Raw genomic sequence first — 21,561 nt, 5'->3', positions numbered from 1 at the left:
AAGAATGAAAACTATTAAAATAGCTCCCTATATTCCTACGGATATTAATATAGAAGAGATCGGTAAGAACAGAATTAGAATATCGGCATATCCATTTGAATCTGGCTATGCAATCACATTGGCACATCCTGTCAGAAGACTATTGCTTTCAAGTTCTGTAGGTTATGCTCCTATAGCATTAAAAATTGAAGGAGTGGCTCACGAGTTTGATTCTGTGAGGGGTATTTCTGAAGATGTATCACCTTTTATTGTAAATTTAAAAAATATTCGGTTTATTAATAAAGCACTAGAAAATGATGGTCAGGTTATAGTTGATTACTCTTTTAAGGGTCCTATGAGTTTGACTGGAGCTGATCTTGAAAATGATATTTTGGATGTCGCAAATAAGGATTCTTATTTGGCTACTATCAACGAAGATGCTGTTCTTAACTTTTCTATTATTGTTCAAAAAGGTATAGGATATGTTCCTAGTGAGGATATTAGAGGGATTATTCCTGAGAATTATATTCCATTAGATGCTTATTTTACTCCCGTAAAGAGAGCAGTTTATGAAATTGAAAATGTATTAGTTGAGGATAATCCAACTTATGAAAAAATCGTTTTTGATATTGAGACAGATGGACAAATTGAACCTTATGTTGCCTTTAAAGAAGCTATTGCTATTATGCATTCTCAAATGAGTATTTTTGGTGCTGATATAAGCTCAGTCCCTTTAGCATCGAAAAATTCTTTGGAGGAAACAGTTGAGCTCAAGGATTTGATGATTAAAATTGATACACTTAATTTGAGTGCTAGATGTTTTAATTGTCTAGATAGGACAGGTATTAGATATATTGGTGAAATGGTTTTAATGAGCGAAAATGAACTTAAAAATATTAAAAATATGGGCAAGAAATCTTATGATGAAATTGCTGAAAAACTTCAAGAGTTGGGATATCCTGTAGGAAGTGAGCTTCCTGAAGAAGTAAAATCATCCTTGAGTAAAAAAATTACAAAAATGAAAAGCTAAGGAGAAAAAATGAGACATAATCACGGATATAGAAAGCTTGGTAGAACTTCTTCTCATAGAAAAGCTTTACTGAAAAATCTAGCTATAGCACTTATCCAAAACAACAAGATAGAGACAGGAGTTTTTAAGGCAAAAGAGCTTCAGTCTTATATAGAAAAATTAGTAACCGTTGCTAGAGTTGCTGATTTTAATTCTCATCGCTTTGTATTTGCCTATTTACAACACAAAGAAGCAACAAAGAAATTGATTGCTGAAATTGCACCTAAGTACGTAGATAGAAAAGGTGGTTATACGAGAATTCAAAGAACTCGCATAAGAAGAGGTGATGCCTCTACAATGGCAATTATAGAATTTGTTTGATTCAGGGTTCCCTGAATCTTTTTATATCTATTTAAAAATTATCTTTCTTTTTTATTCTCCTTGTTTTTACTTTTGTGATATATTTATCTAAAATCAAACAAGGTCAATACAATGAATAAATTAACCCCACAAGAATATTCTATTATTGTTGAAAAATCTACAGAAGCTCCGTTTACTGGTGAGTATAATGACTTTTATAAAGAAGGAGTGTATGTTTGCAGACAATGTAATTCAGAGCTTTATACCTCGGAGGCAAAATTCAAATCTGGATGTGGTTGGCCAAGTTTTGACGATGAGATTCCAAATGCTGTGAGAAGGCACCTAGATGCTGATGGTCGTAGGACTGAGATTGTATGTGCAAAATGCGGAGGACATTTGGGTCACGTTTTTATAGGGGAAGGCTATACAGATAAAAATACTAGACATTGTGTAAACTCCCTTTCTATTCGTTTTATTCCCAAAACCTGATGGGTATCATAAAATGCAAAATATTTACAAAAACCTAGAGGTCTTAGACAAAAGAAGCATTGATAAGTATATTTTAAATGAAGAAATATTAATAGAAAATGCCGCAAATTCACTCTATAGCCTTATTTTAAAAATAACGCATAAAATGAGCGTTATTACTATTGTCTGTGGCAGTGGCAATAATGGTGCTGATGGGTATGCTTTGGCTAGAAAGCTTTTGGGGGACTATATTGTAAGGGTATTTGTTTTTAAAGAACCAAAAACAAAAATGTGCCAACTTCAATATAATAGGGCAGTGGAAGCAGGTATAGAAAGAATTAAGAAAATTTTGCCTTGCGATGTGATAGTAGATTGTTTGTTTGGAAGTGGTTTTGTTGGGGATATCTCTGCAGACATACAAAAACTAATTTCTGAGATGAATAAAAGTGCTAGGATAAGAATTGCTTGTGATATTCCAAGTGGTATCAACACAGAGGGAAATATAGAAAATGTTGCTTTTATAGCTGATTACACAGTGAGTATGGGAGCGTTGAAGAGCTGTCTATTTAGTGATATTGCAAAAGATTATATTGGAGAGGTAACTATAGGTGATCTGGGGGTTAGCAGAAGGCTATATGAAGTTGATTCCAATATGCAACTACTGGAAAAAAATGATATGGAGCTTCCTTGCCGAAAGTCAAACAACGTACATAAAGGGGATTTTGGTCATTTATGTGTGTATGTGGGTGATAAAAGTGGTGCAGGACTTTTAAGTGCTTTAGCAGGATTTGCTTTTGGTGCTGGTCTTGTGAGTGTTATGGGAAAAGGGTTTGAAAAGCCTATCGAGTTGATGAGCACTACAGAAATACCACATAATGCAGGGGCATTTGTTATTGGAATGGGAATGGGAGAGTTACCATTTGACATAGAAAAAATTCCGTATCATATTCCTTGTGTTTTAGATGCAGATATGTTTTATCAAGAATGTATTGTTGATATTATACACTCCCATAAAGAACTAGTTTTGACCCCTCATCCAAAAGAATTTGTGTCATTATTGAAGATTTGTAAAATTGCGGATATTGGCGTGGAAGAATTATCTAAAAATAAAATAGAAATCCTTAGGGAGTTTGCCATAAAATTTCCAAATGTTGTATGTTTGCTAAAAGGAAGTAATACGCTTATTGCACAAGATGATAGAATTTATATTAACACCTTTGGAACACCTGCTTTGGCTAAAGGTGGGAGTGGAGATGTGCTTAGCGGAATGATTGGATCATTGATTGTGCAGGGATATGATAGAATAAGAGCAACCATAACAGCTTCTTTAGCACATTCATTTGGTGGAAGAAAAGAAAAAACTACTTATGCACTTACGCCTTTGAAGCTCATAGAAAACATCAAAAATATTATCTAGTATCTAGATTTTTGCTGGTTTAATTATCTTAGAATTAAAAATTAAGTAGAATATTCTAAAAAATTTTGATAGGTAAAAAATGCTAGAAATACCAAATAGTCATAATATCAATATTGAGAGAGTTGTCATCTCCTCAATCATTTTTGATCCTGCCAAGTTTGATGAAATTAAAGATTTGCTCGAACCAAAGGATTTTTTTCACAAGCCACACAGAAATATTTTTGAAGCTTGTTTGGAGCTTTTTGCACAAGATCTTCCACTAGATGAAGATTTGATACGTTCTAAACTTTCTGGAAACAAGAAGATAAGCGATGAGGAGTTTTTGTATATTATTTCTTCTAACCCTATTGCTAATATTGAAGGTTATATTAAAGAACTCAAAAATGCCTCCATTAAGAGGGATTTTCATTCTTTGGCAAATTTTTTAAGAGAAAAGTCTCTTGATATTGGAACTAGCAGTGAAGAGATTTTAGATGATGTAGAGAAACAAATTTACAACATTTCAATAAAAAACACACAGAGCGATTTTAGAGAAAGTCAAGAAATTGTCAAAAGTACCATTGGCATGATCGAAGAACTCAAGTCTAGAGGAAATAATGTTTTAAGAGGATTGGATACAGGTTTTAGAGAACTTAATCGTCTCACTACAGGGTTTAACAAGGGTGAGCTTATTATTATTGGTGCAAGACCATCTATGGGTAAGACAGCTTTATTTTTGAGTATGGCTGAAAAAATTCTACTCAGACAAGGAAAGGGGGTAGCGGCATTTAGTTTGGAAATGCCTGCTGAACAACTGATGCTCAGGTTGCTTTCTTCAATGGGGAATATCCCTCTTCAAGATCTCAAGGTTGGAAATTTAGATGACTCTCAATGGGCTGAATTGACACGTTGTTCAGATTTGATAAGCTCAAAAGATTTTTATATTGATGATGGAAGTTCTTTAACGGTTAATCAGCTTCGTTCTAAGCTTAGAAAACTCAAAAGTCAAAATCAAAATATAGAGATAGCCATTATAGATTATTTGCAACTAATGAAAGGAAGCAGTCGAAGGAATGAGATGGCAAGACACGAGGAAATATCTGAAATCAGTCGTGGTCTTAAAACACTCGCTAGAGAGTTGGATATTCCAATCATAGCACTTTCTCAATTAAACCGTTCTCTTGAATCTCGAGATGACAAAAAACCTATGCTTTCAGATCTAAGAGAATCTGGATCAATAGAGCAAGATGCTGATGTAATTTTGTTTTTGTATCGTGATGGTGTTTATAGAAGAAGAGATGAAGAAAATAAACTTGCCAAACTTAAAAAAGAAGATGAAAAAAAATATAAAGAATATCAAGATGAGTTAAAAAGAAATAGGGAAGAGGAACATAAAAATAGCGGACTTGGAGAATCAGCAGAACTTATTTTGGCAAAAAATAGAAATGGAGAAGTTAGGAGTATAAAAATTCAATATCGTGGAATTTATACTCGTTTTGAAGATATTGCTCAAGAAGTTGAGAGTTCTTATAGTCCTACAAAAATTGATATCAGTCATATCTAAGTGTGAAAAAGTCTAAAGTATCGCCATACGGTATTGAGCTTATTGATGGCAAAAAAGAGTGGTTTTGTGTCATTATTATTTTAGTGTTGATCTGCATTATTAATTTAGGTATTAAATATTATCAATTTTCAAACCTTAATTTTACCTCTCCTCAAGAGATTTTTGGACAGATAATACTTCAGTATCCAAAAACAAAGGAAAAAGAGCTTAAAAGTGGTCTCAAAAAAATCAATCATTATTTTGTTCTTAAAATATCTGATTTTAATGGGAATATATTTTACGCTACAACAAAAGAAGATATTAAAAACATTATTAATCGCTATGGTAGATTTTACGGGCAATTGAGCAAATGCAATTTTATACAATTCCTTAAAAGCTGTTATTTGAATGTCTATAGTATATCGCTTTTGCATCAAAGAGATTATAGGGACAAAATAAGAGATTTTATTGATTTTCAACATCCTATTAAATCTATAGAATCTGTAGGGCTTGATAAACCAACAAACCAAAAATATCAAGAAAATTTAGTTGGTAATCTTTATCGTGCATTGTTTATAGCAGATCCTTTGCATAAAAGTTGGCGTGATCTTTCAAATACGCTTGGACTTGCCCATATTATTGCCATAAGTGGTTTTCATTTAGGAATTTTGAGTGCATTCTTATATGCTTTATTTTGTCCATTTTATAGATATTTTCAAAAACGATATTTTCCTTATCGAAATGAAGCCTATGATCTTGGATCCATTATATTAGCCTTTATGTTTGCTTATCTTTTGTTGTTAGATTATCAACCATCTTTTTTTCGCTCTTTTGTTATGGCTGCAATGGGGTTTTTAGTTTATTTTAGTGGAGTTAGACTGGTAAGTTTTCCATTGTTATTTTTTGTTTGTTTGTTTTGTATCGCATTTTCTCCTAGTATTATATTTAATATAGGGTTTATTTTATCGGTCGCGGGGGTATTTTATATTTTTTTATTCATGCGTCATTTTCCCAAGATTTCAAAAATCCCTTATTGGATATGTTTTAATTTTGCTATTTTTTGGAATATTGCTCCTATTGTACATTATTTTTTTCCTTACTTTTCCCCTTATCAACTAATTTCAATTCCTGTGGGTATTGTTTTTGTGGTATTTTTTCCATTGAGCTTGGTACTACATTTTTTTCATTGGGGTTATTTTTTGGATGATTTTTTTTGGAGAGTTTTACCCATCAAACCACCTTTTATTGAATATTATGCACCTTGGTGGCTAACTTGTAGCTATGTGGTATTATCTCTTTGGTCAATAAAATCCCAGAAGACATATTGGATTTTAAACCTTTTTAGTCTTGCTTTTTTTGTATTTCTAGTTTTAAAATATTTATATTTTTTATAGTCAAAAGATTGTACAATTGCAATAGAAAAAATCAAGGAAATAAATGAGTGTAATTTTTAGGTTGTTGGGTAAGGGTGTAATAGTATTGTTACCTATTATTATTTTGTTGTGGTTTTTATCTTTTATATTTGGTTTTATAAAGGGGTTTGTGGAAATACTTTTTGATACCACTGCTAATAGCGTGAGTGCTACGATTGGTATTCTTCTTATTATGGTGATTTTGCTTATTTATTCGGGATATTTATTTGAAAAAAATAAAGAGTTTTTATTGGTGAGGGTTTCTGAACTCCTTATAAGCAAAATTCCGGGTGTTGCAACTATTTATACAGTGCTTAAAGACATTGTAAAAATGTTTTCTGGAAAAGGAGGAGATAATTATCTAGGTGTTGCTTATATTGATTTAGCTGGAAACAGTGTAATAGGATTTATTACAAAAGAAGAAGAAGGTTTTTATTGGATATTTGTTCCCACAACCCCAAATCCTACCTCAGGTATCTTGCTTCGAGCACATTCTTCTAAGGTGCAAAGGATAGATATGAGTGTTTCAGAGGGACTTAAAAAAGTCGTCTCATTGGGCATCAAGTGATTAAGGAAGATTGAAAGTGTTTAAAAAAATCAAAAATTTTAGCGAATTAGTGGCATTTGAGCATACCGTTTTTTCTGGAGCATTTATTTTGATTGCCATGGTTGTAGCCTCTATGGAGATCAATAAAAGCGTTTGGTTTGGTTTTGATACCTTAGTTTTGTGTGCTTTGGCATTGGTGAGTGCTAGAAATTTTGCAATGGGTTTTAATCGATATTGTGACCGTGATATTGATATTAAAAACTCTCGAACAAATAAAAGACCTAGTGTGGATGGAAGAATTTCTCCATTGGCTATGTTGTTGTTTTGTATTATAAATGCAATTATTTTTGTTTTGACAAGCTATTTTATCAACAATCTAGCTTTTTATCTTTCTGTCCCATTTTTGATTGTGCTTGGGGGGTATTCATATATGAAGAGATTCAGCTATTTGGCACATTTGATTTTGGGTATTTCTTTAGGGTTAGCTCCAATTGCTGGTGTGATAGCTGTGGAAGGGTGGATTCCTTTATGGAGTGTATTCTTGTGTGTTGGTGTTATTTTTTGGGTCGCTGGGTTTGATTTATTATACTCCCTTCAAGACATTGAGTTTGATAGAGAAGAAAAATTGTATTCAATCCCTTCTGCTTTTGGAGAGAGAAAAACCTTAATTATTTCCAGAATTTTTCACTTTATTGCTGTGATTTTTTGGGCATTGTTTGTTTATTTTTCTCAAGGATGGTTTTTTTCCTATATAGGTCTTTTGATTTCTATGACCATGCTTATTTATGAGCAATATCTAGTGAGTTTAGATTTTAGAAATATTCCAAAAGCTTTTTTCGTAACAAATGGATATTTAGGTTTTATTTTTTTTATTTTTATTTTGATTGATGGTTTTGCTAGGATGTTTTATGGAATCTGAATTTATAGAAATTTGTAAGAATAATGGTATTTTTACACGCATTGTTCCTTGTGCGCTTGAGCTTTTATATGCTAAAGATTCAGGTATTTATAATCAAGAATATAATCAAATTACAAATATAAATACCGATGGTTTTGAACAATGGTTAGAACGTTTAAAATCGAAAAACAAACTTGATGGAGATAATGAAATAATATTGGAAGTTTTAGATCAAATTTATCGTAAGCTTATTTCTATAGAAAATCTTATTAATAAAAATGAGATCAAATTGTATCCATTAGAAAAAAAAGGTTTTATTTCTGCATTAGGGCATGGAGTGATCTGCACAGAAATTGCAGATTTTGAAGTTGACGTAGATTATTATTTGCGATTTGAGTTGCCAGTTTTTCCAAAACGAATTGTTGCTATTTTTGGAAAAGCTATTGACAGACGTGTTGTCAAAATCACAAAAATGCACCAAAAAAATATAGAGGATTTTGATATGTATATCGCAAATAAAGAAATGGAAAATCTTAGATTAAAACATAACACAAAGGATAGATAATGGTTTTTGACTCAGAGTTTTTGTTAATGGTATCTGGAGCATTGTTGTTAATATTGGTATTTTTGATTTTGTATATTTATATCAAAGATAAAGATGTTGCAAAAAAAACTCAACGTTTAGAAAAAGCCATTGAAGCTCTAAGTAAAGAGATTTATAAGACAAAAAAATGGATACAAGAAAATGAAACCCAAAGCGAGTTCGCAAACTCTACATTGGGTGCGAATATAAAAAATGAGGTCAAAAACAATCTTAATTCTGGTCTTACAAATCTTTCTTCGCAAATTCACGGAATTCAAGAAGTTTTAGAAAAAGATAGGGATTATTTTGAAGAAAAAATCATCGCACTTGAAAACAAAATCAGGGAATTTGGACATTTTTCTCCTAGCAGCACAGATGTTGATGAGAATCGTATCATTAAAATGTTTCAAGATGGCTGGAGTATAGATTCTATTGCTAAAGAACTTAGAGTTGGCAAGGGTGAAGTGGAATTTATTTTAAAACTCGCTGATATTAAGTAGAAGATTTTCAATAGATGCGTATTGTAGAGTTTTATTCAGATCAAAAAACTTGCAGTTACATAGAAACAAAAAAAAGTCAATTCCAGTATATGTACATCGAAGAGTGTCGCACATATTTTTATAAAGGTCTTCTTCAGAGAGGCTGGAGAAGATTTGGAAAATATTTTTTTGTCCCAGTATGTCAAGGTTGCACAGATTGTATTTCTATTCGTCAGCTTGTAAATGAATTTGAATTTACTAAAAATCATAAGCGGGTTTTTAAAAAAAATCAATCTCTAAAAATTTTACTTTCTCGCCCGAGTGTAGATAATCTAAAACTCGCTTTATATGATAAATATCACAGAAAAATGATGGAAAAAAAAGGTTGGGATTACAGAGGAATTGATTTAGATAGTTACGCAGATATGTTTGTGGAAGGAGAGATGGATTTTGGCTTTGAGCTTTCTTATTATTTTGATGATAGACTCATAGGAGTAGGGCTTTTGGATATACTTTTAGATAGCATGTCTTCGATTTATTTTTTTTATGACCATGACTTTTTGGACTTGAGTCTTGGAACATTGAATATTTTAACTCAAATTAAGATAGCAAAGGAGAGGGGATTGAAATATTTTTATCCAGGATATTGGATTAAAGATCACTATTGTATGGGTTATAAAGAACGTTTTAAACCTTTTGAGTTTTTAAAAAACGCCCCTGATTTATTTGATGAACCTTGTTGGAAAATCTATCAAAAGGAAAACAATGGCATTTAACAATAAGGTTTCAAGATTGTTTGGGAAATTTGCTAATCACAGCTTCCCTAGTATTATTCAAAAAATCATCAACTCTATATATGTTAGAATTTTCAAGATCGATATGAGTGAATTCGGAGATATTTCATCTTATGGTAGCTTGAATGCACTTTTTACACGTTCTTTGTGTAGAAATAGAGCAATTGATTTTTCAAAGGATGTTTTGATTTCTCCTTGTGATTCACTTATCACAGAATGTTCAAAAATTCAAAACGATACAGCATTGCAGATTAAGGGAATGTCTTATCGTGTGAGTGAATTATTAGGAGAGAGGGATGGGTTGCAAGAAGAATATTTGTATATAAATTTTTATCTCTCACCAAAAGATTATCATAGGTATCACGCACCATGTGATATGGAAGTGCTTCAAGTTCGTTATTTTGGGGGCGAACTTTTGCCTGTAAATAAACCTTCATTGAAAAAAAATTCTAATTTATTTATCAAAAATGAACGCGTTGTACTAGTATGCAGAGATATTAAAGGTGAGATTATGTATTTTGTAGCAGTGGGGGCTTTGAATGTCGGAAAAATGGTGCTTCATTTTGAAAGTAGAGTAGAAACAAATACAACCGCAAATCAAAACATTGTCTATCACTATGAGATTCCAAAAACTATCAAAAAGGGGGATGAGTTGGGAATGTTTAAAATGGGTTCAACGGTTGTGATGTTTATCAAAAATATCAAAAATCCTCCTTTATGCGATACAAAGGTAAGATTTGGAGATAGTGTTGGTCAGTTTGTTTGAATAAATATGCGAAAATCCCCAAAAGGATATAGATATGCAAGAAACTAAAAAAAAGATTAAGCAGCTTTTAGGCGAGTTAGATGGGTTGTTGGTTGCTCATTTTTATCAAAAAGATGATATTGTTGAAATTGCAGATATCACTGGAGATAGCTTGGAATTAGCAAAACGAGCAAGTGAAAGCAAAAAAAAATTGATTATTTTTTGCGGAGTAGGGTTTATGGGGCAGAGCGTAAAGATTTTGGCACCACAAAAAGATGTAATTATGCCTAAAATCGCTTGTTGTTCGATGGCCAGGATGATAAGTAGTGAATATTATGATAAGAGTATTGAGCTTTTTGAAGACTATGGCATAAAAAAAGAAACTCTCTTGCCTATTACTTATATAAACTCTAACGCTGAGGTTAAGGCAAAGGTTGGCAAGATGGATGGTTTGGTCTGCACAAGTAGTAATGCAAAAAAGATATTTGATTTTGCTAGAAACAAGGGTAAGAAAATATTCTTTTTACCTGATAAATGTTTGGGCGAAAATCTTGCTAAGGTAAATGATCTCAACTCAGCTATTTTAGGTCAAGATAGTAGAGAAAAAGTATTAAATGCAGATGTCGTTTGTTATAATGGATTTTGCTCTGTTCATCAGCTCTTTACTCCTTCTGATGTGGATTTTTTTAGGGAAAAATATCCTGATATTCTTATTGTTGTGCATCCTGAATGTCGCCCAGATGTGGTTGAAAAAGCTGATTTTGTAGGCTCTACTAGCCAAATCATTGCCTATGTGAATTCTTTACCATTAGATCAAAAAGTTGCAGTTGGTACGGAGTTTAACTTGGTTAATCGACTTCGATCTCCTATTGATGGCAAACAGAATACTTTTGTTCTCTCTAGTACTATTCCAGAGTGCCCAACAATGAATGAGACAACCTTAAAAGATATTGTAGATGTATTGCAAGCGTATAAAAATCAGAGTGCTTATAACGAAATTTCTATTGATGATGAAATTTCTAAATTTGCAAAAAAAGCTTTAGATAAAATGTTGGAGTTATCATAATGATTGGGAATATTGAAAAATTTGTAAAAGATGTTTTACATGAAGATTTAGGTAGGGGAGATTTGTTTGAGCGTTTGATAGGAGATGATTTTTTAGTAACTGCTAAAATCATCGCGAAAGAAAATGGAGTTTTTTCAGGAGGAGTTTATATTCAAGAAATATGTAGAATTTATGATATTGCTTGTAAATGGAATGTAACAGATACTCAAGAATTTTTTTCCGGACAAACCTTGATTGAGCTCCATGGACACTATAAGATATTACTAAAACTTGAACGTACTATTTTGAATATTTTGCAACACTCTAGCGGTATAGCTAGTAATACATTTGGATATATGAAAATGCTTGATGGTGTTAGTATAACGATTTTGGATACTAGGAAAACTCGACCCCTTTTAAGAGAGTTTGAAAAATATTCTGTTAGAAACGGTGGAGCAAAAAATCATAGAATGGGGTTAGATGATACACTTATGTTAAAGGACACTCATTTAAAATATATTAAAAATCAAGATCTTAAATCGTTTATAGATAATGCAAGAAAATATATTCCTTGGACAGCAAAGATTGAAATAGAGAGTGAAAGCATTGAATTTGCAAAAATTGCTATGCAATCAGGAGTCGATATTGTCATGTGCGATAATATGCGACCTGAAGATATCAAAGAGGTGGTTAATTTTAGGAATGCGAATTATCCTTATGTATTGCTAGAAGGAAGCGGAAGAATTACAAAAGATACGATTATTGAATATGCCAAAAGCGGAGTAGATGCAATTAGCATAGGCTCTCTTATTCATCAAGCGGTCTGGGTTGATATGAGTATGAAAATGGCATAATGGACAAAGAATCTTACTTTCTTCAAAAATTGATTGATACAGGTATCACAAAGGGAATTGGAGATGATGCTGTAGTATTTTCAAATAACCCCATTAGTTTGCATAAAGGGAGAGGGTTGTGCCTTCCTAATGATATCGCATCTCCTGTGTATGCGATGGATATGTTTTGGGAGGGGGTGCATTTTAAAAAGGAATGGTTCTCTGCTAGGGAGATTGCCCAAAAGGCATTTTTGATAAATATATCAGATATTTTAGCAATGAATGCAATCCCAAAATATGCTCTTTTAGGAGTGTGTATTCCCAAAGATGCAACTAAGGATTTTATAGATGATTTTATTTTCGGCATTAAGAAAGTTTGCAACGAGTTTTGTATCAAGATTATTGGTGGGGACACTATTTGTGGGAGAGAGTTTGGAATATCTATTAGTATGATCGGTCAAATACGTTCAAAACCTCTTTTTAGAGTGGGGGCGAAGATAGGGGATCTTATTATTCATACAGGTAGGGTTGGAGGAAGCTATGCAGAGCTTAAGAAATTATTGAGCACAGGGGCAAGATGGGATAAAAAATCCAGATTTTATGAACCTATTTTGAGACTTGATTTTATTTATGCTATTGCCAGATTTGCACATTTGGGAATAGATATTTCAGATGGCATCAATGCTGAACTTAACAGACTTTCTAAAATAAATAAACTTTTTTTCAAACTAAAAAATCCTCATGATAAGATATATCAAAGCGGAGAAGAATATGAAATGCTTTTTTGTATTTCTCCAAAAGACTATTTGCACACTAAAAAAATAGCAAATCTTTATAGGGTTAGTATTAGTTGTATTGGAAGGGTTGTTAGGGGTAAAAATTCTTATCGGACTATATTATGGCATTAAAAGATTTTCAAATATTGCATAAGATAGTTATTTGAATCTGGGTGCAAAGATTATATAATTGTAATTATTTTTTAAGGAGTGAGATTTGGGCAATGTAGATATTTTGGTTTTGGATTTTGGGAGTCAATTTACCCAGCTCATTGCAAGAAGGTTGCGCGAATTTGGTATTTATGCAGAGATTGTTCCGTATTTTGAAAAGATAGAGGCAATTAGATCAAGAAAACCAAAAGGAATTATTTTGAGCGGTGGTCCTGCAAGTGTGTATGAAGAAGATGCCTATAAACCCAATACTGAAATTTTTAATCTTGGATTGCCAATACTTGGAATTTGCTATGGAATGCAGTATTTGATGGATTATTTTGATGGCAAGGTAGAAAAAGCACTTGCACACGAATATGGAAAGGCAAATTTAGACATTGTGAGTGAGTGTGAGTTGTTTAAGGACTGCAAAGATGGTGAGATCGTATGGATGAGCCATGGTGACAGGGTTGAGGTGCTAGGAAAAGGATTTCAAGCAGTTGCAAAAAGCTTGAATTCTCCTTATGCGGCTGTGCAGAATAAGGAAAAAAAGATTTATGCTGTGCAGTTTCATCCAGAAGTAGCTCACTCTAAAGAAGGCGGGAAGTATCTATTTAATTTTGCACATAATATTTGTGGAGCAAACCCAGAGTGGAATATGAAAAATTTTGCCCAAAATGAGATCAAAAAACTTGCCCAGATAGCTGCGGACGGGAAGGTTCTCTGTGGTGTCAGCGGAGGTGTGGATTCTAGTGTGGTTGCTACGCTTCTTTATCGTGCTATTGGCGATAGGCTTGTTCCTGTTTTTGTAGATCATGGGCTTTTAAGAGCGGGTGAACGTGAAGCCGTAGAAAAGATGTTTGCCCAAAATCTAGGAGTTCCTCTTGTGGTAGTTGATGCAAGTGAGTTGTTTTTAGATAGATTAGCAGGGGTATGCGATCCAGAAACAAAGCGCAAGATTATCGGAGAGACTTTTATTGAGGTTTTTGAAAGAGAGGCTAAAAAATACAATACAAATGGAGAGATTAAATATCTTGCACAAGGTACGCTTTATCCAGATGTTATTGAGTCTGTGAGTGTAAAAGGACCAAGTAAAACCATCAAATCTCACCATAATGTAGGAGGGCTTCCTGAATGGATGAAATTTGAATTGATTGAGCCATTAAGAGAACTTTTTAAAGATGAGGTGAGGGCATTAGGAAGAGAACTTGGAATGCCTGAAGAAATGCTGATGAGACATCCATTTCCCGGACCTGGTCTAGCCATACGAATAATGGGAGAAGTGAATAAGGTAGATTTAGATCTTTTACGCAAGGCTGATGTGATTTTTTTGGATGAACTTAATAGGAGTGGGTATTATGATAAAGTATGGCAAGCTTTTTGCGTACTCCTGAATGTCAGATCAGTAGGTGTGATGGGAGATAATCGAACTTATGATAATACAATTTGTGTTCGAGCTGTAGAGGCTATTGATGGAATGAGTGCGACTTTTGCACATTTGCCACACCAGCTTTTAGAAAATATTTCTAATCGTATTATTAATGAAGTAGAAGGAATCAATCGCGTAGTATATGATATTACTTCCAAACCACCTGGGACTATCGAGTGGGAGTAATATTATAAAATTACGATTGGTAAAAAGGAGTATAAAAAAGTATGCAAGATATAGAAGTTGAAATAAGGCAACTTGCAAATAAATATTCACTTAAACTTACCGAACAACTTCAATTAAGAAAATTAGAGATGGAAAATGATGATTTGTCACATTTTTTAATTTACCAAGTGCTAGGAATTAGTGATAACGAAGGATTATTAATTGATCAATATCAAAACAAAGGACGATTTTTATATAAATACGCGGGAAGTTTTTTGGAATCTGCCACAAAATTATGTTTTAAATATGCTTTTAATGATTCAGGTTCATTGAAAATCCCGAATACTTTAGGTAATCGACCTAAAACTTTTGAGATTGATTGTCTTTGTGGCACGAATGCTATAGAAATTAAATGGAGAGATGCCACAACAGATGGTGATCATATTACAAAAGAACATACAAGAATTCAGGTTATTAAAAATGCAGGATTTATACCTGTTAGAATTATGTTTTATTACCCTAATAGGCAACAGGCTATGAAAATTCAACAGGCATTAAAAACGCTCTATTTGGGAATTGGTGGGTATTATTATTGTTGTGATGAAGCTTGGGAGTATATAGAATTACAGACCAATATTAATTTAAAAGAGATTTTGGAAAAAATAGCAAAAGAGAAGAGTGATGAATAAGAATTCTGTAATTTTTGGCGACTGTTTAGATATAACAAAGAATATTGATTCGGGTATCATAGATTTGATTTATCTTGATCCGCCATTTTTCACTAACAAAATTCAAAAACAAACAACAAAAGATAGGAGTAAAATCTTAAGTTTTAATGATAATTGGAAAAACTGTGATGAATATGCCGATTTTCTTTTTTTAAGATTTGTCGAATTTCAAAGAATTTTAAAAAATACGGGTTCAATTTTTGTGCATTGTGATATAAATGCAAATCACATTGTGCGTTTATTGCTTGATTCTGTTTTTGGATTTCAAAATTTTCAATCTGAAATTATATGGACTTATAAGCGTTGGTCAAATTCCAAAAAGGGACTTTTAAGAAATCATCAAAATATCTATTTTTATTCTAAAAGTAAAAATTTTAAATTTAATTTTATTTATCAAGATTATTCGCCTGCTACAAATATTGATCAAATCTTGCAACAAAGAAAAAGAGATGAGTTTGGCAAAAGTATTTACGCAAAAGATTCTAAGGGAGAAGTTATAATTAGCGAGTGTAAAAAGGGTGTTCCATTGAGCGATGTATGGGATATCCCTTATCTTAATCCTAAAGCAAAGGAAAGAATTCAATATCCGACGCAAAAACCCATTGCTCTTTTGGAAAGAATCATTAAAATTGCAAGTAGTCATGGCGACTTAATTTTAGATCCTTTTTGCGGTAGTGGTACAACCCTTTTGGCTGCAAAACTTAACAATAGGAACTTTATAGGTATTGACATCTCTCAAGAGGCAGTAAAAATCACTAAAGAGAGACTAGAAAACCCTATTAAAACTCATTCTGTAGTTTTACATAAAGGTAGGGATTATTTTTTAAATCAACAAATAGATTTAGAAAAATATTTATTTGGTGTTGAATTTATCCCCGTGCAGAGAAATAACGGTATTGATGCTATATTAAAACAACAATTTAATAATGCTCCCATTCTTATCAAAATTCAAAAGGAAAATGAAAGTCTTTATGACGCTTATCAAAAATTGCAACAAGCAATAAAAATAAAAAAATCACAAAAATCCTTTCTTATTCAGACACATAGTGATGTTCATAGTTTATTGAACAATTTTGATGATCATAGAATTAGTATTGTTAAAAATCTCTCTGCTGTGCTTGAAAGTGAAAAAATATTCAAAAATGGTACGTCTTCTTACTTGGATAGCTAGTTTTGCATACAATAATCCAAATATGAATATTCATACACTCATAGCCATTCCCTATAATCCCTATGAACCAAAACCTTATGAAAGATGGACTATGGCAGGAATGCTTGATTTGGAATACGAACTCAAAGTTGCTGCCGAATTTTGGGATTTTATTGGCGGGATTGGTAGCTATGAAGTACTTTTAGATGCTTTTGAGGAAGTAGGCAGAGAAATGCGAGAAGAGATTGATGAGTATTTCAAAAAATTTGAAATTATAAAGAAAACAAAATAGACATCCAATTATCCTTAAAATATTCCAATTTTTATGTGATTTTTAGATACAATCTATAATCACAAAAGCTATCAAGAAGGTTTAAATGAATTTCAACCAAGAGTTAGATGATATTGTAAATTATGAAGCAGGAAAGCCTGTTGAGCTTCTTGTTCGAGAGTTTGGAATCAAACCAGAAGATGTTATTAAATTAGGCAGTAATGAAAATCCTTTTGGTTATTCTCCAAAAGTAAATGATGCCATCATCTCGGGTGCAAAAAAGGCTAGTTTTTATCCTGATGATTCGATGTTTGAGCTTAAAGATGCTATTGCCCATAAATATAATATCAAATCAAATAATATCATCATAGGTGCAGGTAGCGATCAAGTCATAGAGTTTTGTATCCGTGCGAAATGTAGACCTAATACGAAGGTCTTGATGGCAAAAGTTACTTTTGCCATGTATGAGATTTATGCTAAGCAAGTCGGAGCAAAAGTCATAAAAACATCTAGTAATCATCACGATGTAAACGAATTCAGTTCTCTTTATGATGAACATAAACCTGAAGTTGTTTTTTTATGTGTGCCAAATAACCCGCTTGGAGAATGTTTGGATAAAGATGCTGTGTTTAACCTCATTTCACAAACATCAAAAGAAACTCTAGTAGTCATAGATGGTGCTTATCAAGAGTTTGCAAAATCAAAAGATAAAAACAAGGCAATTGAACCAAAAGAGCTTTTGGAAAAATTTGAAAATGTTATTTACTTAGGCACCTTTTCAAAGGCATATGGTCTTGGAGGTATGCGTATTGGATATGGACTAGCACATCCTGAGATTATCAAAGCACTCTCTAAGCTCCGACCACCTTTTAATATCGGTATTTTAAGCTTGGATGCCGCACATGAGGCTATTAAAGATCAGGTTTTTGTTCAATCTAGTGTTTCAGCTGTACTCAAGGAAATGCTTCGATACGAAGCTTTTGCGATTGAAAATTCAATAGAGTTTATTCCTTCATGGGGAAATTTCATCACATTTGTTTTGGAAGAAAAATATTCTAGCACTCAAGTGTGTGATTGGCTTTTGAAAAAAGGAGTGATTATTAGAAATCTCAAGTCTTATGGCATTAATGCTATTAGGATAACTATTGGACGAGCCGATCAAAATAACAGAGTGCTTGAATTGTTGCAAGAATTTTTTTCATCGAAACACAAACTATAAGCAAATTTTTGTTAAAGTAAATTAAAAATATCAGAGGATAAAATTGGATATCAAGGCTCTATTTCAACAGATAAGTAAATTTTTTACCAAGCTTAATAAAAAACAAAAAATAGTAATTTTGGGTGCGACTGTTTTGATTGTCGCATTTTTGGTATTTTTATTGATTTTTCCCATTGGAGAAAAGCGAAAAGATGGAAGTTATGCTGTTTTGTTTGAAGGAATGAATCCAAGCGATAATGCCTTAATTTTACAATATTTGCAACAGAATCAAATTCCGTATAAAGTTCCCAAAGAAGATACCATTCTTATTCCTAGAGATAAGGTTTATGAAGAGAGAATAGCTCTTGCAACACAGGGTATTCCCAAAAGTAGCAAGGTTGGTTTTGAGATTTTTGATGTCAAAGATTTTGGTGCTACAGATTTTGATCAAAAAATTAAATTTATACGTGCAACAGAAGGAGAGTTATCTCGCACTATCGAGAGTCTTAATCCTATAGAGAAAGCTAATGTTCATATCGCCATTCCAAAAGACTCTGTTTTTGTAAGTAAAGAAGTTCCTCCAACTGCCTCAGTTATGTTAAAAATAAAACCAAATATGCGTTTGACAACACCACAGATTATGGGTATTAAAAACCTTGTCGCTGCATCAGTTACTAAACTTACTCCAGAAAATGTAAAACTTGTAGATGAAGATGGCGAACCATTAGGAGAGGGTGATGATTTTACTACATCTAAAGAGCTTGCTGCCACACAGCTAAAATATAAACAAAATTTTGAAAATATTTTAGAGAACAAAATTATCAATATTCTTTCACCTATTGTGGGCGGCAAAGACAAGGTAGTTGCTAGAGTAAATGCTGATTTTGATTTTAGTCAGAAAAAAAGTACAAAAGAAACTTATGATCCAAACAATGTTGTGCGAAGTGAGCAAAATTTAGAAGAGAAACGAGAAGGAGCACAGCCCAAACAAATCGGAGGAGTACCGGGAGCTGTAAGTAACATAGGTCCTGTTCAAGGACTCGATGACAACAACGCTAAAGAAAAATATGAAAAATCACAAAATACAACGAACTATGAAGTGGGGAAAACGGTTAGTGAAATCAAAGGAGAGTTTGGAGTCTTATCTCGTTTGAGTGCAGCTGTAGTTGTAGATGGTAAATATAAAAAAGTTAGCAAAGATGGAACCGAAAACATAGAATATGTTCCCTTAAGCACAGAGGAAATGCAGAAGATTGACTCTTTAGTTAAACAGGCTATAGGTTATTCCGCACAAAGAGGCGATGATGTGGCCGTAAGTAATTTTGAATTTGATGCAAAAACAGAAAATTATGTTCCATTGACTGGTTTTGAAAAGTTTTCTGCAGATGTTGAGAAATATCTGGGGCCATTTATGCCACTTTTGAAATATGTTCTAGTGGCTGTGGTGATATTTATTTTTTACAAGAAAATTATTTCTCCATTTGCTGAACGGATGTTGGAAGTTCAGGAAAATGAAGAAGATAAGATCGAATCATTGTTTGAAATCAATGACGAGGATGATGGAGATCTCAATAAATTTAGCGAGATTAGAAAACGTGTCGAAGATCAGCTTGGACTCAGTAGTGATTTTAGTGAAGATGAAGTAAAATATGATGTTTTGCTTGAAAAAATAAAGAGCAGCATCGAAGAAAAACCTGAAGAGATTGCCGCTTTGTTCAAGACATTGATAAAAGATGAGATTAGTCCTGAAAATAGGTCATAGGAGTAGATAATGGCTTCAAAACTTAGTTCCAAACAAAGAGCTCAATACGATGAACTTTCTATGGCAGAAAAAATTGCTATTTTACTCATTCAGGTCGGGGAAGATTCTACAAGTGAAGTTTTTAGACATTTAGATATTGATAGTATTACAGAAATCAGTAAGCAGATAATGCAACTAAATGGCACTGATAAGGCTATTGGTGGAGCAGTTTTGGAAGAGTTTTATGCAATATTTCAGTCCAATCAATATATCAATAGTGGTGGATTGGACTATGCTAGAGAACTCTTAAATAAAACATTAGGACCAGAGGAAGCTAAAAAAGTTTTAGACAAACTTGCCAAGAGTATGCAATCTACAAAAAACTTCTCTTATTTAATGAAAGTTAGACCTCAACAACTTGCAGATTTTATTGTGAATGAACATCCTCAAACTATCGCACTTATTCTTGCCCATATGGACTCTTCAAGTGCAGCTGAGACTTTAGGATATTTTCAAGATGACATGCGTGCAGAGATTTCAATTAGAATGGCAAATTTAGGCGATATTTCCCCTAATGTTGTTAAAAGAGTTTCAACTGTATTGGAAAATAAACTCGAATCTCTTACTAGTTATAAAGTTGAAGTTGGTGGTCCTAGAGCCGTTGCAGAGATGTTTAATAGACTTGGTCAAAAAGCAGCAAAAGCGACTATTTCCTATATCGAACAGATCGATGAGCAACTTGCGAGTGAAATAAAAGAAATGATGTTTACCTTTGAGGATATTTCTAAACTTGATAAAAATGCCATTAGAGAGATTCTTAAAATTGCTGACAAGAAGGATTTGATCTTGGCGTTGAAATCCTCACCTGATGAACTTAAACAGAAGTTCTTAGATAATATGAGTACGCGTGCAAGTGAGCAATTTGTGGAAGAAATGCAATTTTTAGGAGCTGTAAAAGTAAAAGATGTTGAAAGTGCTCAACGTAAAATTGTGGAAGTTGTGCAATCCTTGTCTGAACAGGGACTTATCCAAATAGGAGAGGAAGAAGATGTTGTTGAGTAATTTTGAAGAAGAAAATTTGATTGCTAAAAATGAATTATCAAAGCATAATGTTCAGAGATATGAATTTAAATCTATTATTAAAAATAAAAGTGATGATATTGATGAGACAGTAAGTATCATCCAGTCATCTGCTCCAAATCCAAATAGCTCTCAAGACATTCAAGAGGCCAAAAAAAATTCAAATTCATTGGAAAAGGATCTGATTGAAAGACTTTTGCAAAAAACAGACGAACTTTCTAGCTCTCTTGCTAAGCTTCAAATTCAATTTGAAAAACAACAGCTTGAAATCGAAGAAAGAGTTGCTGGTGCACGCAATGATGGATATAAAGATGGAATTAAAGAGGGAGAAGAAAAAGCAAAAAAAGAAATGCTTGATATGATTGAAAAAGAGAAAACAACTCTGATTCAATCTGCTATTGCATTGGATACTGAAATGAAAAGATCTCAATCTCATCTTGAAGAATTAGAAAAAGAGCTTAGTGGAATTGCCGTAGATATAGCTAAAGAAGTTATCGTTAAAGAAATAGATTCAAGCAGTCAAAAAGTAGCTCTTGCACTAGCAAAAGAGCTTTTATCAAGTATTGTAGATGCCACTGATATACATATTAAGGTAAATACAAATGACTATCCATATTTGAATGAGAATCTCAAGGATTCTCAAAAAATAAAACTTGAGCCTAGTGATGCAATTTCAAAAGGCGGAGTTGTTATCACTTGTAGTAATGGTAATATTGATGGAAATATTATGACCCGTTATAGGACGCTTAAACAGAGCGTATTAGATAATCTGAGAGCATAGA

At 32.9% G+C, this 21,561-nt stretch carries 23 protein-coding genes; all 23 read left to right on the top strand.

All coding sequences use genetic code 11. The features are described 5' to 3' along the window. Positions 1-4: 4 nt before the first annotated feature. The 23 genes from Q5I06_RS06515 to fliH all read left to right on the top strand — a co-directional run bounded on the left by Q5I06_RS06515 (position 5) and on the right by fliH (position 21,560). Positions 5-1,009, top strand: coding sequence for a DNA-directed RNA polymerase subunit alpha (locus Q5I06_RS06515; RefSeq protein WP_305517342.1), 1,005 nt, complete (start codon positions 5-7; stop codon positions 1,007-1,009). 9 nt (positions 1,010-1,018) lie between these two features. Further along, the gene (gene rplQ / locus Q5I06_RS06510; RefSeq protein ID WP_305517341.1) at positions 1,019-1,369 is read left to right on the top strand and encodes a 50S ribosomal protein L17; all 351 of its coding nucleotides are present in this window, start codon (positions 1,019-1,021) and stop codon (positions 1,367-1,369) included. A 111-nt stretch (positions 1,370-1,480) separates the two neighbouring features. Beyond that, positions 1,481-1,837: a methionine-R-sulfoxide reductase gene (locus Q5I06_RS06505; protein WP_305517340.1), complete on the top strand. Its 357-nt coding sequence runs from the start codon at positions 1,481-1,483 to the stop codon at positions 1,835-1,837. A 13-nt stretch (positions 1,838-1,850) separates the two neighbouring features. Next, a complete protein-coding gene (locus Q5I06_RS06500) occupies positions 1,851-3,233 on the top strand; it encodes an NAD(P)H-hydrate dehydratase (protein ID WP_305517339.1) in 1,383 nt (460 codons plus the stop codon). A gap of 79 nt (positions 3,234-3,312) precedes the next feature. Next, positions 3,313-4,776 carry a replicative DNA helicase gene (locus tag Q5I06_RS06495; RefSeq protein WP_305517338.1) on the top strand — a complete coding sequence of 488 codons (1,464 nt, stop codon included), beginning with the start codon at positions 3,313-3,315 and terminating at the stop codon, positions 4,774-4,776. Between the two features lie 2 nt (positions 4,777-4,778). Then, positions 4,779-6,149, top strand: a complete 1,371-nt coding sequence (locus tag Q5I06_RS06490; protein WP_305517337.1) for a ComEC/Rec2 family competence protein — start codon at positions 4,779-4,781, stop codon at positions 6,147-6,149. Positions 6,150-6,192: 43 nt separating this feature from the next. After that, entirely contained in the window at positions 6,193-6,735 is a 543-nt protein-coding gene (locus tag Q5I06_RS06485) for a DUF502 domain-containing protein (protein ID WP_305517336.1), read from the top strand. Between the two features lie 10 nt (positions 6,736-6,745). Then, positions 6,746-7,633: a menaquinone biosynthesis prenyltransferase MqnP gene (gene mqnP / locus Q5I06_RS06480; RefSeq protein ID WP_305517335.1), complete on the top strand. Its 888-nt coding sequence runs from the start codon at positions 6,746-6,748 to the stop codon at positions 7,631-7,633. Continuing rightward, positions 7,623-8,177 carry a hypothetical protein gene (locus tag Q5I06_RS06475; RefSeq protein WP_305517334.1) on the top strand — a complete coding sequence of 185 codons (555 nt, stop codon included), beginning with the start codon at positions 7,623-7,625 and terminating at the stop codon, positions 8,175-8,177. Before mqnP ends, Q5I06_RS06475 begins: the two co-directional genes overlap by 11 nt. Then, positions 8,177-8,695: a DUF6115 domain-containing protein gene (locus tag Q5I06_RS06470; RefSeq protein ID WP_305517333.1), complete on the top strand. Its 519-nt coding sequence runs from the start codon at positions 8,177-8,179 to the stop codon at positions 8,693-8,695. Before Q5I06_RS06475 ends, Q5I06_RS06470 begins: the two co-directional genes overlap by 1 nt. Positions 8,696-8,709: 14 nt before the next feature. Next, the gene (locus Q5I06_RS06465) at positions 8,710-9,450 is read left to right on the top strand and encodes an arginyltransferase (protein WP_305517332.1); all 741 of its coding nucleotides are present in this window, start codon (positions 8,710-8,712) and stop codon (positions 9,448-9,450) included. Then, positions 9,440-10,234 carry a phosphatidylserine decarboxylase gene (locus Q5I06_RS06460; protein WP_305517331.1) on the top strand — a complete coding sequence of 265 codons (795 nt, stop codon included), beginning with the start codon at positions 9,440-9,442 and terminating at the stop codon, positions 10,232-10,234. Before Q5I06_RS06465 ends, Q5I06_RS06460 begins: the two co-directional genes overlap by 11 nt. Positions 10,235-10,268: 34 nt before the next feature. Further along, positions 10,269-11,279: a quinolinate synthase NadA gene (gene nadA / locus Q5I06_RS06455; protein WP_305517330.1), complete on the top strand. Its 1,011-nt coding sequence runs from the start codon at positions 10,269-10,271 to the stop codon at positions 11,277-11,279. Further along, on the top strand, positions 11,279-12,112 hold the full coding sequence (gene nadC, locus Q5I06_RS06450; RefSeq protein ID WP_305517329.1) for a carboxylating nicotinate-nucleotide diphosphorylase: 834 nt from the start codon (positions 11,279-11,281) through the stop codon (positions 12,110-12,112). The genes nadA and nadC overlap by 1 nt, the downstream gene beginning before the upstream one ends. Next, positions 12,112-12,999 carry a thiamine-phosphate kinase gene (locus tag Q5I06_RS06445; protein ID WP_305517328.1) on the top strand — a complete coding sequence of 296 codons (888 nt, stop codon included), beginning with the start codon at positions 12,112-12,114 and terminating at the stop codon, positions 12,997-12,999. Before nadC ends, Q5I06_RS06445 begins: the two co-directional genes overlap by 1 nt. Positions 13,000-13,084: 85 nt before the next feature. Then, positions 13,085-14,632: a glutamine-hydrolyzing GMP synthase gene (gene guaA / locus Q5I06_RS06440; protein ID WP_305517327.1), complete on the top strand. Its 1,548-nt coding sequence runs from the start codon at positions 13,085-13,087 to the stop codon at positions 14,630-14,632. A 41-nt stretch (positions 14,633-14,673) separates the two neighbouring features. Further along, the gene (locus Q5I06_RS06435) at positions 14,674-15,300 is read left to right on the top strand and encodes an ApaLI family restriction endonuclease (RefSeq protein ID WP_305517326.1); all 627 of its coding nucleotides are present in this window, start codon (positions 14,674-14,676) and stop codon (positions 15,298-15,300) included. Continuing rightward, on the top strand, positions 15,293-16,510 hold the full coding sequence (locus Q5I06_RS06430; protein ID WP_305517325.1) for a DNA methyltransferase: 1,218 nt from the start codon (positions 15,293-15,295) through the stop codon (positions 16,508-16,510). Before Q5I06_RS06435 ends, Q5I06_RS06430 begins: the two co-directional genes overlap by 8 nt. Next, positions 16,464-16,781 carry a TdeIII family type II restriction endonuclease gene (locus Q5I06_RS06425; protein ID WP_305520925.1) on the top strand — a complete coding sequence of 106 codons (318 nt, stop codon included), beginning with the start codon at positions 16,464-16,466 and terminating at the stop codon, positions 16,779-16,781. Before Q5I06_RS06430 ends, Q5I06_RS06425 begins: the two co-directional genes overlap by 47 nt. Positions 16,782-16,866: 85 nt before the next feature. Then, complete coding sequence (hisC, locus tag Q5I06_RS06420; protein WP_305517323.1) at positions 16,867-17,979, top strand: histidinol-phosphate transaminase; 1,113 nt, start codon at positions 16,867-16,869, stop codon at positions 17,977-17,979. Positions 17,980-18,022: 43 nt separating this feature from the next. Next, positions 18,023-19,720 carry a flagellar basal-body MS-ring/collar protein FliF gene (gene fliF / locus Q5I06_RS06415; RefSeq protein ID WP_305517322.1) on the top strand — a complete coding sequence of 566 codons (1,698 nt, stop codon included), beginning with the start codon at positions 18,023-18,025 and terminating at the stop codon, positions 19,718-19,720. 9 nt (positions 19,721-19,729) lie between these two features. Beyond that, the gene (gene fliG, locus Q5I06_RS06410) at positions 19,730-20,761 is read left to right on the top strand and encodes a flagellar motor switch protein FliG (RefSeq protein ID WP_305517321.1); all 1,032 of its coding nucleotides are present in this window, start codon (positions 19,730-19,732) and stop codon (positions 20,759-20,761) included. After that, positions 20,748-21,560 carry a flagellar assembly protein FliH gene (gene fliH, locus Q5I06_RS06405; protein WP_305517320.1) on the top strand — a complete coding sequence of 271 codons (813 nt, stop codon included), beginning with the start codon at positions 20,748-20,750 and terminating at the stop codon, positions 21,558-21,560. The genes fliG and fliH overlap by 14 nt, the downstream gene beginning before the upstream one ends. Position 21,561: the final 1 nt, after the last annotated feature.

The organism is Helicobacter cappadocius (genome assembly GCF_030688855.1).
Classification (GTDB): Bacteria; Campylobacterota; Campylobacteria; order Campylobacterales; family Helicobacteraceae; genus Helicobacter_J; species Helicobacter_J cappadocius.
This window is presented reverse-complemented; position numbering and strand designations above follow the sequence as displayed.

Bases quoted from the DNA above. Each gene is read 5' to 3' on its own strand.
- Q5I06_RS06505 (WP_305517340.1), top strand. From the start codon at position 1,481: ATGAATAAATTAACCCCACAAGAATATTCTATTATTGTTGAAAAATCT.
- Q5I06_RS06470 (WP_305517333.1), top strand. From the start codon at position 8,177: ATGGTTTTTGACTCAGAGTTTTTGTTAATGGTATCTGGAGCATTGTTG.
- Q5I06_RS06445 (WP_305517328.1), top strand. From the start codon at position 12,112: ATGGACAAAGAATCTTACTTTCTTCAAAAATTGATTGATACAGGTATC.
- rplQ (WP_305517341.1), top strand. From the start codon at position 1,019: ATGAGACATAATCACGGATATAGAAAGCTTGGTAGAACTTCTTCTCAT.
- Q5I06_RS06500 (WP_305517339.1), top strand. From the start codon at position 1,851: ATGCAAAATATTTACAAAAACCTAGAGGTCTTAGACAAAAGAAGCATT.
- Q5I06_RS06460 (WP_305517331.1), top strand. From the start codon at position 9,440: ATGGCATTTAACAATAAGGTTTCAAGATTGTTTGGGAAATTTGCTAAT.
- Q5I06_RS06435 (WP_305517326.1), top strand. From the start codon at position 14,674: ATGCAAGATATAGAAGTTGAAATAAGGCAACTTGCAAATAAATATTCA.
- Q5I06_RS06465 (WP_305517332.1), top strand. From the start codon at position 8,710: ATGCGTATTGTAGAGTTTTATTCAGATCAAAAAACTTGCAGTTACATA.
- hisC (WP_305517323.1), top strand. From the start codon at position 16,867: ATGAATTTCAACCAAGAGTTAGATGATATTGTAAATTATGAAGCAGGA.
- Q5I06_RS06430 (WP_305517325.1), top strand. From the start codon at position 15,293: ATGAATAAGAATTCTGTAATTTTTGGCGACTGTTTAGATATAACAAAG.
- nadC (WP_305517329.1), top strand. From the start codon at position 11,279: ATGATTGGGAATATTGAAAAATTTGTAAAAGATGTTTTACATGAAGAT.
- fliG (WP_305517321.1), top strand. From the start codon at position 19,730: ATGGCTTCAAAACTTAGTTCCAAACAAAGAGCTCAATACGATGAACTT.
- nadA (WP_305517330.1), top strand. From the start codon at position 10,269: ATGCAAGAAACTAAAAAAAAGATTAAGCAGCTTTTAGGCGAGTTAGAT.
- Q5I06_RS06515 (WP_305517342.1), top strand. From the start codon at position 5: ATGAAAACTATTAAAATAGCTCCCTATATTCCTACGGATATTAATATA.
- fliH (WP_305517320.1), top strand. From the start codon at position 20,748: ATGTTGTTGAGTAATTTTGAAGAAGAAAATTTGATTGCTAAAAATGAA.
- Q5I06_RS06485 (WP_305517336.1), top strand. From the start codon at position 6,193: ATGAGTGTAATTTTTAGGTTGTTGGGTAAGGGTGTAATAGTATTGTTA.
- Q5I06_RS06495 (WP_305517338.1), top strand. From the start codon at position 3,313: ATGCTAGAAATACCAAATAGTCATAATATCAATATTGAGAGAGTTGTC.
- Q5I06_RS06475 (WP_305517334.1), top strand. From the start codon at position 7,623: ATGGAATCTGAATTTATAGAAATTTGTAAGAATAATGGTATTTTTACA.